Below are 15,611 nucleotides of genomic sequence, written 5' to 3'. Positions count from 1 at the left end.
AGTGCAACTCCGGCTGCCAAGATGTGCCCATGACCGAGCCGGGACGAGAGGACGCCATCGCCCGCGTCCACCGCGAACTGACCCTCGTCGGCCGCCGGGGCACCGCCCGTGTGCGCCGGGAGAACGAGGCACTCTCGGTCGTCGACCGCTCGCTGCTGACGTTCATCGACGAGCACCCCGGCTGCCGCGCCGTAGACATCGCCGCGCACCTGCAACTGAACCGCTCGACGGTGTCCAGGCAGCTCGGAGCGCTCTTCGGTCACGACCTAGTGGAGGCGGCCGCGGTCGAGAGCGGCGGCCGCGGTCTCTCGCTGCGGCTCACAGCGGCCGGCCGCGCGGCCCTCGACGCCTCGGCGCGGAGCCTGCTCACCACGATGACGCACCGTCTCGGCGACTGGTCGGAGGACGACATCGAGCGTTTCGCCGAGATGCTCGAGCGCTACAACGCCGCCGAGGAGTAACGCCGGCGGGGCCCGCCACCCGGCGGCGCGGGCGCCCCGCCCGGAGACGCGACGACTCCCCCCGCCGTCTACCCGATGACATGCGGGGGGAGCATTCGCAACGACCACGGCGGCTACCCGACGTCACCGCAGCCGTGGGACATCAGCCCTAGTGATGTCCGCGACCCCGGGTGAAGAAGCACCAGCTTGTCTTCCCGGGACGCATCACAACGCTATGGGCCCGATCTCGCCGACCCGTGGGCGCGGCCCGGACTTCCCGAGCGGTGCACTCGGCACTGCGTGCCGGGAGCGGAGCCGACCCGTGCATCCGGCCGCACCCGGAAGGCTCTCCGCGCAGCCGGCCCGGGCGACTCCGTACGACAGGGCGGGTCGTCGGCCCGTCACCCGGCCGACACCGGGCCGGCGCCGACCGGCTCCCGGTCCCCGAGCCCGGCGAGCGCGAACACCTGCCGCAGCGTCTCGTCCAGCTCCTGCGCGAGGCACTCGGCGGCGATGACGTGGTCGGGGCGGAGGATGACGGCGCCCGTCGGCCGCGCGTCGAACCAGGCCTGAAGCGCACCCAGGTCGCCGACCACCACGGTGGACGGCGCGCAGTGTTCGCCCGCCCAGGACTGCTGGACGGCGGGGACGACCTGGACGAGCCGCGCACCGACCGATTCCGCCGCCACCAGCGAGGCGGGCGACAGGAACGCGGCCGGGTCGTTGTTCCAGGCCAGGATGCGCCAGCCCTGGCCGGTCGCGTCGTCGAGCAGCCGCTCGTCGCCGCCCGCCGACCGCACCGCCGGCTGAGGGAACAGGGTGCCGGCCGCGCGATCGACCACACGGGCAGGCAGCGTCTTGAATTCGGGCGCCGGCGTCCGGAGGACCACCCCGCCGTCGTAGGCGGGCTGCGGCTTGAACCTCTGGTCGCGGACCTGGGCCTGCTCCTCCGGCGTCCGGCGAGCCGCCGCCTCGTCGCGGGCGCGCGCCCGTTCCCGGTCGGTGTCGGTCATCTCGTTCGCCATGCTCAGCGAGACGGCCACGATCTGCGTCACGTGGATCATCCGCTCGCTCTCGTAGGTGTCGAGCAGCTCCGGCCCGGCGTGGCCACGCACGACCGAGGCCAGCTTCCAGCCGAGGTTGACCGCGTCGCGGATCCCCGAGTTCCAGCCCTGCCCGCCGACCACCGGCATCACGTGGGCGGCGTCACCGGCGAGCAGAATCCTGCCCTCCCGGAAGCGCTCTGCGATCCGGGCGTGGTGCGTGTAGACGCGGCGCCGGATGATGTCGAGGCCCGCAGGGTCGGGCGTGTGGTTCGCCAGCAGCCCGAACACGAACGCGTCGTCCTCCACCAGCGCCTCGTCCTCGTGCGGGAACAGCTCGAACTCCCACCGCCGGATCCCATGCGGCAAGGCGATCGTGCCGTACCCGCGGTCCGGGTCGCCGCCGAACACCGCGTGCGGCGTGCCGATCGGGTCGTTGCGCACGTCGATGACCAGGCCCCTGTTCTCGCGGGTCTCGCCGGTGAACGGGATCCCCAGCCGCTTCCTGGTCGGCGAGCTGCCGCCGTCGGCGGCGACGACGTAGCGGGCACGCACGGCAGGTCCGCCCGCGACGGCGACGGTGACGCCCTCGGCGTCCTGGACGGTGTCGACCGCCTCCGAGCCGAAGCGCACCTGCACGCACGCGAACCGGTCGAGTCCGTCCAGCAGGACGCGGTCGACCAGTGGCTGCACGAACCCGTTGCGGCGCGGCCAGCCGAACTCGCGCATGCGCGGGTCCACCTCGCCGATGATCGTCCGCTCCCCGTTGATCATGTAGATCTTCTGGTCCGGGATGGTGTGCGGGAGCACCTCGTGGACCAGGCCGATGGTCTGCATCACGCGCAGCGCCTCATCGTCCACCCCGACGGCGCGCGGGTAGTCGATGAGCTCGGCGCCGGCCTCGAGCACGACCGTGGCGACGCCCTGCTGGCCCAGCAGGTTGGCCAGCGTCAGGCCGACCGGCCCCGCGCCGATGACGGCGACGTCGGTATCGAACCCGTCGGTATCGAACCCGTCGGTGGCGGGCGGGAACGGGATGGCTGTCATGTGGTGCTCCTCAGTGCATGGATGGCGGACTGCGCCGCGTGGTTCAGGAAGACGAGGTCGATGCCGAGGCCGACGTAGTCGACCAGCCCGTCGGCGATGAGGCCTCGCGCGTAGGCGGGGGAGGCCGCGTAGCAGCCGAGGGTGAGTCCGGCGGCGCGCACGCGGACCGCGAGGTCCTCGATCGCCGCGCGGACGGGGCCGTCGTCCCAGTCGCCGCGGCCGGGGAGTCCGTAGCTCACCGCCAGGTCGGCCGGCCCGATGTAGACCGAATCCAGCCCCTCGACCGCGAGGATGTCGTCGACGTTCTCGTAGCCGGCGCGCGTCTCGATCTGCACGATCGCGGACGCCGACCGGTTGCCGGCGGCTGTGTAGTCGTCGCCCGGGTAGAGCGCGGGACGCGTCGGACCCAGGCTCCTGCCGCCGAGCGGCGGGTACTTCGTGGCGGCGACCAGAGCAGCGGCCTGCGCCGCCGTCTCCACGGTCGGCGCGATGATGCCGCGCGCGCCCGAGTCGAGCAGGCGCAGGATCGGCGCGGCATCGATGGAACCGACACGCGCGTACGCGTACCGGCCGTGCTCCCGCGGGATGGAACGCAGCAGCCGGCACGCGTCGTCCAGGCCGACCTCGCCGTGCTGGAGGTCGATGATCCTGCCGTCGTAGCCGGCCGCCGACACGAACTCCCCCGCGGCCTGCGAGTTCATCGCCTGGTGGAGCAGCGCCGGGGCGTGCCGAGGGACGGCGTCCGCGCCGATGTCGTCCGTCTTCATCGAGCGTCGCCCGTCTCCGTGGCTTCTGTGGCCTCCGCCAGGCGCCGGGCGTGCGCTGCGGCGTTCGCGCCGCCGAACACGGGGACGATCTCACGGCGGGCGAAGCGCCACTCGCCGTCGACCAGCCGGTACTGCTCGCGGAACTCGCCCACGCTGGCCGGCGTGAGCACATCCTCAGCGGAGTCGCGGAACGTCAGGTAGGCGACCGTGCCGGTCAGCACTCCCGCATCCCAGGCGAGCCGGATCCCGCCGATGAAGTGCCGCCCGACGATGTCGGTCTGCAGCGCGCGCTTCGCGCCCCACGCCTTCACGGCGTCGCGGCCCCTCATCGGTCCGAGCGGTCCGACCGTCTCGGCGTCCTCCGTGTAGAGCTCCCAGGTCGTGTCGGCCTGATCGTGATCCAGCCGATAGAGGAGCTCGGAGATGAGCTGTTCGATCTCGGTGCGGATGGCGGGATCCACGCCATAGCTGCGTTCGGGCATCGAGTGGCCTAGCCTTTCGAGTCGAGGGTCGCGGTCACGCGGCCCAGTCCGGTGATGGTCGCGATGCACTCCACGTCCGGCGGCCAGGGCTCGATGTAGCCGATGGAGCCGGACAGCAGCACCTCGCCGGCGCGCAGCGGTTCGCCGACCCGGATGGCGGTCTGCGCCAGCCAGGCGATGGCGTTGATCGGGTCGCCGAGCACGTTGCTGCCGACACCGCGCGTGATCTCGTCCCCGTCCGCCGTCGCGATGACCAGCTCGACGCTCGTCAGGTCGATGGTGCCGTACGGGTGCCGCTCCTCGCCGAGGACGATTCCGCTGCATCCCGCGTTGTCGGCGATCGTGTCCACGATCTGCCCGACCTCCCCTTCGTAGCGGAAGTCGACCACCTCGAACGCCGGCGTCACGTAGTCGACCGCAGCCGCGATCGCGGCGAGGTCGGCGTCGAGGACGTCGTCCTTCAGCACGAAGGCGACCTCGGCCTCGATCCGCAGGAAGTTGAACGCGGACGCGGGCAGCCGGACGCCGGAGCGGTAGACCATGTCGTCGTGGATGATGCCGTAGTCCGGCTCGTCGATGCCGACGCGGGCCTGCACCTTCGCGTTCGTCAGGCCGACCTTCCGGCCGACGCGCCGCACGCCGAGCTCGCGTTCGCGGAGCGCGGCGAGTTCGGCCGAGATCGCGTACGCGGCCTCCAGGTCGCGCTCCGGCAGGCGCGGACTGACATACGGCACCGTGTAGACGCCGACCCGCGCGTCGTGCAGCTCGCGCGCGATCGCGCGGATCGTCGCCGTGTCCGGCGTCGGGTTCTCGGTCATGCGTTCCTCCTGTTGCGGGAGAGGAAGTCGACGGCGGCGGCGTTGAACGCGTCCGGGTCCTCCCATTGCGGCCAGTGCGCGGCGTCCTCGACGAGGAGGAACTCGCCACGCGGGATCAGGGCGGCGAGGCGTCTGCCCTCGTCCGCATCGCCGGTGGGTTCGTGGTCCGTCCAGACGAAGAGGGTCGGCACGGGGATCGCGGCGAAGTCCTCGTCGGTCACCCGGTTGCGCCAGCGGGTCTCCGGCTGGCGCAGCACCGAGATGTGCGCCATGTTCTCGCCGGTCGGATCCTGGCTGTAGATCGCCTTGCGCACCCGGACCAGCTCGTCCGTGATCTTCTCCGGGTCGTGGATGACCACCTGCAGCCGCTTCTTCACGTTCTCGAACGTGGGGTCGGTCACCGCGCGCATGCTCACCGACTGCGCCTTGTCGACCTGCTGCTCGCCGACCACCCGACCGCCGGGCGCGCTCAGGATGAGCGAACGCAGCTTGTGCGGATGGTGCGCCGCGAACTTCACGGCGATCCAGCCGCCGAGGGACTCGCCCGCCAGGTGGACGCGCCCCAGCCGCATGGCGGTGATCAGGCCGAGCAGGTGCTCCTCGTATTCGGGGATCTCGAGGTCGTGGTCGGTGGGCGTCGTGTAGCCGTGGCCCGGGTAGTCGTAGGCGACCACCCGGAAGCCGGCCTCCACCAGGGCGCGGATGTTCTGCGTCCAGGCCTCGATGTGCCCGCTCGTGCCGTTGGCGAGGACGACCACGTCGTCCCCGCCCCCGACGTCGAGCACCCGGGTCAGCCACGGCCCCACCTCGATGTACTGGAGCCGGTGCGGGAGGTCGGCGACCGCCTCCCAGAACGTGACCATGCGGCTCATGCCGTGCGCGCAGCCTGGATCGCGAAGCCGGACGCCCAGCCCTTCACCGCCCAATAGTGGTCGATCGGCAGCGAGTAGGAGCCGGCCGTGCCGAGGGCCGAGTATGCCGCGATCCAGCTGCGCATCTCGTGCGCGGCGCTCCCGCCCTCGGCGACGAACCAGTCGTTCTGCCAGTCGTCGACGCTGCTCAGGTCACCCGAGCGGAAGGTGTCCAGCAGGAGGGTGTCCCACTCCTCGTTCAGCGGGTCCGAGGGAGCCTTCCCGTCCGCGACCGCCTGGATCGCGGTGATGATGTTCTGCTCGCGCTCGAACCGCTCCTCCTTCGTTGGGGCGTACTCGATGAGGCGCTCCTGCAGGGTTCCGGGGGCACCCTCCCAGCGCGGGATCGGCGGGTTGTGAGAGATCCCGCCGGAGGCGATGAACAGCACCCGCTTGTCCAGCTCCTGCGCGGCCCTGCCGAACGCCTCCCCCATCAGGCGGACACGGGACATCGGCGTCAGCGGAGCGCCGACCGAGTTGACGAACACCGGGACGATCGGCTGGGTGAACCGTTTCCCGAACACGAAGTCAAGCGGCTGCACGACCCCGTGGTCGACTGTCATCCGCTCGGACCGGCCGATGTCGATCCCCTGCTCGAGCACGAGGCGGTGCAGCTCCCTCGCCGTGTCGGAGTCGACCGGGAGCGGCCCCGCCGTCGTGCCGTAGTCGCCGACGCCGCTCGCCTGCGCTCCGACCGCCCAAGGGGTGATCAGCGAGTAGAGCTGGCCGTTGAAGTGGTCGGGCCCGAAGACCACCACCACCTCGGGGTCGAAGTCGGCGACGAAGCCGCGGACCTCCCCGATCGCGGAGTTGATCTCCGCGAGCGTGCTCCCGCCCGGATCGACGTTCTCGTAGGAGGGGGCGTGCGACAGTGCTGCGACGGCCAGGGTCATGGTGTTTTCCTCTCGGATGGATGGATGTCGTGGTGAGCGTCGGACGGCGTCACGGCGCCGGTTCGGGTTGGAGCTCGATACCGTCGGCGGGGTCGAGGGACTCCGCCGTGGCGGCACGGGCGCGCTGCGCCTTCTCGAGGATCGCCAGCGCGACCACCGTCAGAGCTGAGAAGACCAAGGGCAGCGAGAAGATCAGGAACACCGTCGACACCGGGATGCCGGCGTCGAACGCGGCCCCGGCGAGGATCGGCGACGCGATGCCGCCGATCCGGCCGGCGCCGGCGACGATCCCGTACCCCGTCGCCCTGGCCAGCGTCGGGTACATCAGCGGCACGATCTGGTAGAAGCCGACCACACCGGCGCTGAAGAAGAACGAGGCGGCGAAGATGTCGACGAAGGCCAGCGGGATCATGGTCTCGATCGAACCGAAGACGGCGAGGCCGATCGCGCCGATGACCAGGAAGATCGGGGTCAGGATGCGCGGATTGACCCGCTTGGAGATGAAGCCGAACACCAGGTTCCCGATCACGCCGCCGAGGCCGAGCGACAGGGTCGTCGGCGCGGCGTAGGACGGCACCTGGGTGGCCTGCGCCAGCGTGTTCGGCGCCCACGAGTTGGCGAAGTAGAACACCAGCAGGAAGGCGATGTAGCCGACCATCATCAGGAGCGTCTGGGCGATCAACCGCTTCGAGAAGACGATGCGCAGCGCGCCCGTGTGCTCGCGCTGCCCCCGCTGGTTCGCGGGCAGCTCCGGGAGGGCGGGGTGCCCCATCCGCGCGAGCATGCGGTTCACCCGGTCGAGTGTCCCCGGCTGCCGCCGCGCGGCCAGCCAGGCGATGGACTCGGGGAACGCCACGATCGCGAGGATGAGCGCGATCGCCGACAGCACGACGCCCGCCCAGAACGCGAACCTCCAGCCGAGCGACGGCAGCAGCGGCCCGATCACGATCGCGCCGATGACGGCGCCGATGTTGATGCCCGCCGCGTAGACCGCCATCACCACGGGATACGCGCGCCGGTTGGAGTACTCGGATGCGATGACCCCGACCACCGAGATCAGGGCCCCGACGCCCAGGCCGGTCACGATCCGCGAGAGCAGGATCCCGGCCATGTCGGTCGCGAAGGGTGCGATCAGCATCCCGGCCAGAACGATCACGGTGCCGACGATCGCGATGCGTCGCCGCCCGATCCGGTCGGCGAGGGGCGCCACGAGGATCGAGCCGATCACCATGCCGATCAGCGCGCCGGAGAGCACGACGCCGATCATGCTCGACGAGGAGGCGAACTCCTTCGTCACGTAGGGAGCGGCGAACACCATCATGGCGGTGTCGTAGCCCTCGAGGACGGTCAGGACGATGGCCACCACGATGGCCATGATCTGGAACCGGCTCATCCGAGAGCCGGCAATCAATTCAGCGATGTTCATGTGTGCCTCTCTGCACGAGATCGACGTTGATCCTTACGTGCCGAATCATCTAGAGCAAATGTTCTAGAATCAAGATTCAAGCGCGTGGCAAGAAATATATGAGCCCTATGCTTGACGTGTCAAGCGGGCGGGCGGCGGGCAGAGAGGCACGGGATGGCAAGGCGTCAGAACACGCACCAGAAGACTCCGGAGAACGAGAAGGCGATTCTGGATGCCGTGCTCTCCCTCGCGGTCGAGGCCGGCTACGAGGGAACGACGATGGCGGACGTCGCCCGGGTGTCCGGCCTCCCGGTCGGTTCGGTCTACTGGCACTTCGAGAACAAGGAGAAGCTGTTCTCCGCGCTGCTCGACTACTGCTTCGAGTTCTGGCGCGATGCCCACGCCGGCCAGACGCAGCGCGAGCTCCTGCACAGCTTCATCGCCGACTCGTCCGCGAGCCCGTCGAGCCCGAAGGACAACCGGGACGCCCTCCGGCTCATCGGCCCCACGTTCGCTCTGGAGAAGCGGCTGGAGGACAACGAGGCCCGCCAGAAGTACCTGCAGATCCGCAAGCAGATGTTCGACACCGCGCTCGCACAGGTCGGCGGTGAGTTCCCGGAGGAGGCGCTGGAGGCCGACCCGGACTTCGCGGCCAAGATCGTCGCGTTCAGCCGTGCCCTCACCGAGGGCACCTACGTGTCGGTCTCGGCGGGCGACGACGTGGATTTCGGCGGCCTGGCCGACCTGTCCACGCTCGCGATCGAGCTGCTGACGGAGCACTACGCGAAGCTGGGCGCCGAGAAGCGGGCGGCCGGGAACCGTTCGGAGGTGGACGAATAGTGCCGGATACCCGGAAGGTGGCGATCGTCGTCGGAGCGGGCTCCGGCATCGGCGCCGCCAGCGCCACCGAGCTCGCCGCGTCCGGCTACCGGGTCGTCACGATGTCCCCGTCCGGCCGGGCGTCCGCACTGGCGGAGACACTCGGCGGGGTCGGCCTCGACGGCTCCAACCGCAAGGTCGAGGACCTGCAGGCGGTCGTCGACCTCGCGATGTCCACGTACGGTCGCGTGGATGCGGTCGTCAACTGCTCGGGACACGCGGCGCGCGGGAAGGTGCTCGAGCTCAGCGATCAGGACTGGTCCGACGGACTCGAGCTGTACCTCCTGAACGTCGTCCGCATGGCCCGGATCGTCACGCCGCACCTGCTGGAGGCCGGAGGCGGCTCCATCGTCAACATCTCGACCAGCTCCCCGTTCGAGCCGAACCCGAACTACCCGGTGTCCGCCACCATTCGCGCGGGCTTGGCCGTCTTCACGAAGCTCTACGCGGACGAGTACGGGCCCTCCGGCATCCGGATGAACAACGTGCTGCCCGGCTTCACCAAGGAGGACCCCGGCTCCGTGCCGGCCGAGTGGACCCGCTCGATCCCGCTGCGCCGCGCCGCCTCCACCACCGAGGTCGCGCGCGTGGTGCGCTTCCTCGCGAGCGACGAGGCCAGTTACATCACCGGCCAGAACATCCGCGTCGACGGCGGCGTCACCCGCGCGGTCTGAGCCTGCGCGGGCGACGCCCTACAACCGGTCCGCGTAGAACTGCAGCGCCTGGCGCGAGCCGATGTCGAGCTTGCGGAGCAGGTGGTGGATGTGGCTCTCCACCGTGCGGACGCTGACGACCAGGCGCGCCGCGATCTCCGGGTTGGTGAGCCCCTCGATGGCGAGCCTCGCGACCTCGCGCTCCCGCTCGCTGAGCGAGTGGGTCGACGATGAGAAGCGTTCGGTGTGGATGCGCCGTGGATGCTGCAGCTCGCCGAGTCGCAGCTCGTACTCGGCGGCCCGTCCGGCGCCCGCGGCGTCGCGGTCCTCCGTGAACCGCATGGCCGCCTTGCGTGCGGCGGTCAGAGCCAGACCGCGTTGGCCCGACTCCTCCAGCGATGCCACCGCAGCCATGAGCGCCCGGGCGTCGCGGTCCGCGTTCGCCCTCAGGTAGTGCAGCCGCGACTCGAGCAGCGCACCGCCCAGCTCGCCGGCACGCTCGGAGGCGAGAGCGAACCGTTCCTCGTCGAACAGGACCTCGAGGGAGGAGAGATAGCCGTAGCACGCGGCGAACCGGTTGCCGTTCTCCCATGCGGTCTCCGCCGCGCGCCACAGCGTCTCGGCGGCCGCGTCCGGGTCGCCGAGAGCCTGCAGCTGAGCGGACGCCATCGCCGACGACTGCGCAGGCAGCGGCCCCTCGGCGAAGCGCAGCGACGAGATCGCCCGCACGTAGCGTTCGCCGAGGGTCGTGTTCCCGCGCCGGATGGCGACGAGGGCCGCGCAGGTCATCAGCATCAACTGGGTGCCGGGCGGGAGCGGGGGCGGGTCACCGGCCGCGAACGCACTGTCGAGCACCTCGTCCACCGCGTCGTAGTCGCCGGTCAGCACGAGTGCGCACGAGACGACGGCGCTGTAGGCGCGGACCGCCTCGATGTCCAGCAGCCCGCGCGCCTCGTCCAGCCCGTGCATCATGGAGGCGACGGCCGCATCCAGCCGCCCGAGCGCCACGTCCGCCAGGCCGGCGTAGACCCGCGAGTAGTAGGAGGCGCCGTTGCGGTCGAGGCGCGCGACGCGGGCGTAGAGCCGTTTCACATCGGCGAACTCGCCGCGGGTCAGGTGCAGGAGCATCTGCACCTCCAGCATGCGGATGCGGACGCCGAGCGGGGCGTCCTCGACGGTCGATGCTTCAGGGAGGCAGAGCCCCGCGTGGTCACCTCCGGAGTGGGTGATGATGGCGACGCGTTCGGTCTCCAGGAGCGCGGCGAAATCGCCGACCGTGAGGCTCTGCTCTGCGAGGTCCGCGAGCGCGGACTCGACGTCACCGCGCACGTAGGCGGTCCAGCGCGCGCGAAGCACCGCGAACTCCGCCCGGTCTTCGCGCTCCCCGGAGTTGGACTCGCTGCAGGCCATCACCTTCTCGAGTGCGGGATCGGCCGGATCGGCGTGCAGCATGGAGGCGGCGAACCGCACCGCTGTCGCCGCCGAGGGGTTCGTCGTCCACTCCGCCCCCGCCACGATCCGGCGGGCGCGATCGCGCTCCCGCAGGAGCCGGACGATGAGCGCGTCGTTGTCGACCGGCGGCCGGTGGACGGCGGACTCCCGCGCCAGCAGCGCACCGATCGTGTCCGAGGTGCCGAGCTTGTCGACGATGAGGTCAGCGATCCGCACCCGGCGCACCCCGGCCGGCTGGTGGCGGAAGAACTCGACCAGAAGCGGGGGGATCACCGTGACCAGCTGCCTGTGGCCCGACGGGACCAGGCGGATCAGCGCCCGCTCCTCCAGCTGCTCCAGCGCCCGATCGTCAACGAGTTTCCGCACGGTATCCAGATCGGCGACCCCGACCAGCGCGATGGTCTCCAGGGCGTCCCTGGCCGCCGGGCCGACACCGTCCAGATGCGCTTCGACCAGGGTCGACAGCGCCGGGCTCCACAGGTCGCGCACCGCCGCCCAGCTGCCGTCATCATCCGGCTGGATGCGCCCCTCCCGACGCGCGACCTCGGCCATGCTCAATGCCAGGCCGATGCTGCCGCCGGACTTCGCGTACAGCCGGCTCATCGTCCCGCCCTCGATCGGACCGCCCAGCTCGCTCTCGATGACGGTCTCCAGGTCCTCGAACCGCAACGGTGTCATCTCCACCATGATCGCCGGGTCGACCGTCGACGCGGTCAAGCCGCTCGGGGTGTGGCGGGCGCAGCGTCCATGCAGCCGGGTCCGCACCATCGGCAACCCCGTCACGCGCCGGACGGCCTCCGCGACTCCCCAGGACGCCTCATCCACGTCCTCCCAGTCGTCGATGAACAGCACGGAGCGCGGCCGCTCGGTGAGCTGGCGAAGCGCGTTCGCCGTCGCCTGCAGGGTGGACACTCCGCGCGCGTCGCTCGGAGCGCCGATGCCCGCGAGGTGCATCGCCGCGAACGGCTGCTCGCGCAGAGACACAACGCCCCGGACCGCGATGACGGCCCAATCCTGGTCCGTCAGGCGGGACCGCAACTGGCTCAGGAACGCACTGCGCCCGCTGGCCCGGTCGCCCATGACGTCGACGCTGGTGCCCGCTGTGACCAGCGCCAGCGCCATCTCGAGCTCGTCGCCGCGGCCCAGGAACACGGGATCCTTCTTGCGCACGGGGATCACGCCCTCACGGGACGCGGTGAACGGGTGGTGGTGTACATGTCGGCACTCCTCATCGAGAGAAAACGGGGTGCGCGCGATCGAGGGCGGAGCGCCTCGGCGCCGCCCGCGGAAACGCGGGGCGCTGGATCGCGTGCGTGGATGCTGTGGTGGGTACGAGTGGGCGGACGGCGCCGGCCGCCTCGGCGCTACGCCCTGTCTGCTCTGCGGTCGCTTCGGAGGGGCGCGTGCGTCACGGAGAGGACGGCGAACGGCGGCCGTAGGCGGGGACCGGGGGCTGAACGAGGAAACACTGCGTACCACTTTCGGGTTGATATGCGACTTCCGGCACTACGCTAGGCAGCCACTCGCGGTCGCTCAGGGCCGTGCGCCTCCCGGTCAGTCCCTTTGCGTCGAATCGCGCCGATCGGTCAGCCCACTCTTCACGTTGTTCCGTACGTGACCGCCCGGGACTACGTGGCCGGGACGAGCCCGCTCCGTGCATCCGGCAGACCGACAGGTCGGTGCCCGAGAGAGAATGGACCGTGCACAATCTCGGTCTCCTCTTCGACGTCGACGGCCCCATCGCGAGCCCCGTCACCCGTACGATCGCCATCCGCAGCATCGTCACCGATCTCGTGGCGATGGCGGCGGCGGGAGTGCCGATCGCGTTCATCACGGGCCGGTCCGGCGACTTCATCCGCCACCAGGTCGTGGCGCCGCTGTGCGCCGCGGGACTCGACGATGCGCTCGCCCGCCAGGGGTCGCGGATGTTCGGCGTCTTCGAGAAGGGCGGCGCGTGGGCGCCGATCACCGGCGAGGGGATGGGCGAGGTCACCGTGGACGACTCGGTGGCGCTTCCCGAGGAGGCCGTGAACGGCATCCGCTCGCTGGTGCGCGACCGGTTCGCGGACACGATGTTCTTCGACGAGACGAAGCGCGCGATGATCTCGGTCGAGCAGCGGACCGACGTGGATGCGGACACCTATCGCGAGTCGCAGCTCCGTTTCCAGGACGAGGCGTTCGAGCTGCTGACCGGCCTCGGGCTGGGCCTGCGCTACGGCGAGCGGGAGGCCTCCGACGCGGAGGGCGCCGTGCCCTTCCGCATCGACCCGACGATCATCTCGACCGATATCGAGTCGGTCCTGCTCGACAAGGACCGCGGCGCCCGGCGCGCGTTCGACTACTTCGCCGCCCGTGGCCCGCTGCCGGCGCGCTGGCGCTCGGTGGGCGATTCGCGCAGCGACTACAAGATGGCCGACTTCGTGCACAGCACCGGGAGGGACGTCGCGCACGTGGACGTGCGTCCCGCCGACGGCATCCTCGAACGGCCGTACGAGGTGATCACGATCGGCGACGCCACGCACGACGAGGCCGGGGCCGAGTTCCTCGCGCACTGGCGCCGCGAGCTCGGGCTCGCCGACGCGTAGGCGCGCTCAGGCCGCGCGGCGGCGCACCGACGCGATCGACTCGACCATCTCGCGGGCGAGCGTCACGGCTCCTGCCCGTTCCGCCGCCTCGAGCGCGTCCGCCTGAGCCGCGTCCGCGCCGCCGAACCACGACGCGATCGTGACACCGTGGCCGGGCCGGTCGACGACCTCGACCGTGTCACCCGCACCGACGGTTCCGGCGTGCACGATCGACAGGTACGCGCCGACCCGGTTCGCCTGGGTGAAGCGCTTCACCCACTGCTGCTCCCTCATCCGGCGCTGGAAGGTCGCGCACGGCGTCCGCGGGCAGGTCACCTCCACCACCAGCTCGTCGCCGATCCGCCAGCGCTCCCCGATCTCCGCGCCGTTCACGTCGAGCCCTGCGGTGCGCAGGTTCTCGCCGAACAGACCGGCGGGGATGGGCCGGCCGAGCTCGGCCGCCCAGAACTCGGCGTCCTCCTCCGCGTACGCGTACAGCGCCTTGCTCGGCCCGCCGTGGTTCTTGCGGTCCGCCTGGACGTCCGCGCGCAGTCCGAGCGGGCGCGCCTTCACCCGGCCGTCGACCGGGCGCTTGTCGATCGCCGTCACGCCGACCGAGCTCGCGTCGGGGAGCAGCTGCTCGACACGGCACACCGCCAGGATCCTCGCCATGCCCTCCAGTATGGCCGACCGTGTCAGCGCGACGCGGTCAGCGCGACGCGGTCAGCGCACCCCGCGCATCATCTTGAGCACCCACGGGCTCATCAGCCCGAGGATCACGCCGATCACGACCGCGATGCCGCCGATCACGCCGAAGTAGATGCCCTCCGTCTCCGGCGCGTAGAGCTTCGCGAGCTGCCCCGCCATCGCGGTCCCGAGCGCCACGGAGAGGAAGTACAGCGCGACCATCTGCGCCTGGAACGCGTGCGGCGCCAGTTTGGTCGAGGCGGACAGCCCCACCGGCGAGATCAGCAGCTCGGCGATCGTGAACACGAGCAGGATGCCCACCACCGCCAGAAGCGGCGTGCTGTTCTTGCCGCCGCCGGCCCAGAACAGGAACAGGAAGAACGCCACGCCCATCACCACGGTCCCCGCGGCAAACTTGAGCGGGGTGGACGGCTGCTTGTCGCCCCACTTCGTCCAGATCGCGGCGAAGACGCCGGAGAGCACGATGATGAAGATCGGGTTGATCGACTGCACCCACGAGACCGGGAACTCCCAGCCGAACAGGTTCCGATTCAGGCGCTCGTCCGAGTAGATCGTGACGACCGTGAACTGCTGCTGGTACAGCGACCAGAACGCGGCGTTCGTGATGAACAGCGGGATGAAGGCGATGATGCGCGAGCGCTCGTCGCCGTTCAGCAGCCGCGACGAGAGGATGACCGCGAAGTAGGCGATCGCCGAGACGATGACGACGCCGATCACCCAGAGCGCGAGGTTCTGCGCGGTGACCACGCCGGAGAACACCAGGACGAGGATGACGATGACCGCGGCGATCCCGATCCCGATGACGAGCGGGTACCGGCGGGAGGGCAGCGGGTTCGGGATCTCCCTGGCCCGATCCGGGAGCCGCCGGCGGCCGAGGGAGTACTGGATGAGGCCGATGGCCATCCCCACCGCGGCGAGCGCGAAGCCCCAGTGGAAGCCGAGGGTGGACTGCAGCAGGCCCGTCAGCAGCGGTCCGAGGAGCCCGCCGAGGTTGATGCCGAGGTAGAAGAGCGAGAAGCCGGCGTCGCGACGGGAGTCGTGCTCGTCGTACAGCGTCCCGACGATCCGGGTGGCGTTGGCCTTGAGCCCGCCGCTGCCGATCGCGACGAACAGGAGGCCGGCGATGACGCCCGCGTAGCTGGGCAGCAGGGCGAGCGAGATGTGCCCGGCCATGATGACGACCGCGCTCCAGAACAGCACGCGCTCCGAGCCGAACAGCCGGTCGGCGAGCCACGCGCCGAGGATGGTCGAGAGGTAGACCGCTCCGCCGTATGCCCCGACGATCCCGGCGGCGGTGGCCTGGTCGATCCCCAGGCCCCCGCGCTCGGCGGAGTAGTAGAGGTAGATGAGCAGGATGCCCTGCATCCCGTAGAACGAGAAGCGCTCCCACATCTCCACGCCGAAGATGTTGGCGAGCGCGCGCGGCTGCCCGAAGAAGCCGTGGCTGGGGTCGGCGACCTTCGTGTTGCTCCCGCGGTCCGGTTCCTCGTCTCTGGTGGCACTCATGGCGCCCATGCTCCCACCGTCCACGCGGGAGGTGAACGCCCGT

At 70.6% G+C, this 15,611-nt stretch carries 14 protein-coding genes; 4 read left to right on the top strand and 10 right to left on the bottom strand.

The window, feature by feature from the left end; all coding sequences use genetic code 11:
* Window positions 1–29: 29 nt before the first annotated feature.
* Entirely contained in the window at window positions 30–461 is a 432-nt protein-coding gene (locus AAME72_RS08330) for a MarR family winged helix-turn-helix transcriptional regulator (RefSeq protein WP_348789772.1), read from the top strand.
* A 380-nt stretch (window positions 462–841) separates the two neighbouring features.
* On the opposite strand, the gene AAME72_RS08325 is transcribed toward AAME72_RS08330, so the two are convergent.
* Genes AAME72_RS08325 through AAME72_RS08295 form a run of 7 tightly spaced genes read right to left on the bottom strand, consistent with a single transcriptional unit; the run spans window position 842 to window position 7,827 of the window.
* On the bottom strand, window positions 842–2,530 hold the full coding sequence (locus AAME72_RS08325; RefSeq protein ID WP_348789771.1) for a bifunctional 3-(3-hydroxy-phenyl)propionate/3-hydroxycinnamic acid hydroxylase: 1,689 nt from the start codon (window positions 2,528–2,530) through the stop codon (window positions 842–844).
* Window positions 2,527–3,297, bottom strand: coding sequence for an aldolase/citrate lyase family protein (locus AAME72_RS08320; protein WP_348789770.1), 771 nt, complete (start codon window positions 3,295–3,297; stop codon window positions 2,527–2,529). Before AAME72_RS08320 ends, AAME72_RS08325 begins: the two co-directional genes overlap by 4 nt.
* Entirely contained in the window at window positions 3,294–3,779 is a 486-nt protein-coding gene (locus tag AAME72_RS08315; protein ID WP_348789769.1) for a nuclear transport factor 2 family protein, read from the bottom strand. Before AAME72_RS08315 ends, AAME72_RS08320 begins: the two co-directional genes overlap by 4 nt.
* A gap of 8 nt (window positions 3,780–3,787) precedes the next feature.
* Window positions 3,788–4,597: a fumarylacetoacetate hydrolase family protein gene (locus tag AAME72_RS08310; RefSeq protein WP_348789768.1), complete on the bottom strand. Its 810-nt coding sequence runs from the start codon at window positions 4,595–4,597 to the stop codon at window positions 3,788–3,790.
* Entirely contained in the window at window positions 4,594–5,469 is an 876-nt protein-coding gene (locus tag AAME72_RS08305) for an alpha/beta hydrolase (protein ID WP_348789767.1), read from the bottom strand. Before AAME72_RS08305 ends, AAME72_RS08310 begins: the two co-directional genes overlap by 4 nt.
* A complete protein-coding gene (locus AAME72_RS08300) occupies window positions 5,466–6,401 on the bottom strand; it encodes a 3-carboxyethylcatechol 2,3-dioxygenase (protein WP_348789766.1) in 936 nt (311 codons plus the stop codon). Before AAME72_RS08300 ends, AAME72_RS08305 begins: the two co-directional genes overlap by 4 nt.
* A 49-nt stretch (window positions 6,402–6,450) precedes the next feature.
* Window positions 6,451–7,827 carry an MFS transporter gene (locus tag AAME72_RS08295; protein ID WP_348789765.1) on the bottom strand — a complete coding sequence of 459 codons (1,377 nt, stop codon included), beginning with the start codon at window positions 7,825–7,827 and terminating at the stop codon, window positions 6,451–6,453.
* A gap of 153 nt (window positions 7,828–7,980) precedes the next feature.
* On the opposite strand from AAME72_RS08295, the gene AAME72_RS08290 reads away from it, so the two are divergent.
* Both AAME72_RS08290 and AAME72_RS08285 read left to right on the top strand, forming a co-directional pair.
* The gene (locus tag AAME72_RS08290) at window positions 7,981–8,646 is read left to right on the top strand and encodes a TetR/AcrR family transcriptional regulator (protein WP_348789764.1); all 666 of its coding nucleotides are present in this window, start codon (window positions 7,981–7,983) and stop codon (window positions 8,644–8,646) included.
* On the top strand, window positions 8,646–9,359 hold the full coding sequence (locus AAME72_RS08285; protein ID WP_348789763.1) for an SDR family oxidoreductase: 714 nt from the start codon (window positions 8,646–8,648) through the stop codon (window positions 9,357–9,359). The genes AAME72_RS08290 and AAME72_RS08285 overlap by 1 nt, the downstream gene beginning before the upstream one ends.
* A gap of 18 nt (window positions 9,360–9,377) precedes the next feature.
* Here AAME72_RS08285 and AAME72_RS08280 read toward each other — a convergent pair whose 3' ends face one another.
* Window positions 9,378–11,969 carry a LuxR C-terminal-related transcriptional regulator gene (locus tag AAME72_RS08280; protein ID WP_348789762.1) on the bottom strand — a complete coding sequence of 864 codons (2,592 nt, stop codon included), beginning with the start codon at window positions 11,967–11,969 and terminating at the stop codon, window positions 9,378–9,380.
* A 521-nt stretch (window positions 11,970–12,490) separates the two neighbouring features.
* Here AAME72_RS08280 and AAME72_RS08275 point away from each other — a divergent pair.
* The gene (locus AAME72_RS08275; RefSeq protein WP_348789761.1) at window positions 12,491–13,375 is read left to right on the top strand and encodes a hypothetical protein; all 885 of its coding nucleotides are present in this window, start codon (window positions 12,491–12,493) and stop codon (window positions 13,373–13,375) included.
* Window positions 13,376–13,381: 6 nt separating this feature from the next.
* Here AAME72_RS08275 and AAME72_RS08270 read toward each other — a convergent pair whose 3' ends face one another.
* The gene (locus AAME72_RS08270) at window positions 13,382–14,026 is read right to left on the bottom strand and encodes an MOSC domain-containing protein (RefSeq protein ID WP_348789760.1); all 645 of its coding nucleotides are present in this window, start codon (window positions 14,024–14,026) and stop codon (window positions 13,382–13,384) included.
* 51 nt (window positions 14,027–14,077) lie between these two features.
* A complete protein-coding gene (locus tag AAME72_RS08265; protein WP_348789759.1) occupies window positions 14,078–15,568 on the bottom strand; it encodes a peptide MFS transporter in 1,491 nt (496 codons plus the stop codon).
* Between the last annotated feature and the right edge of the window lie 43 nt (window positions 15,569–15,611).

Source organism: Leifsonia sp. NPDC080035, from assembly GCF_040050925.1.
Classification (GTDB): domain Bacteria; phylum Actinomycetota; class Actinomycetes; order Actinomycetales; family Microbacteriaceae; genus Leifsonia.
This window is presented reverse-complemented; position numbering and strand designations above follow the sequence as displayed.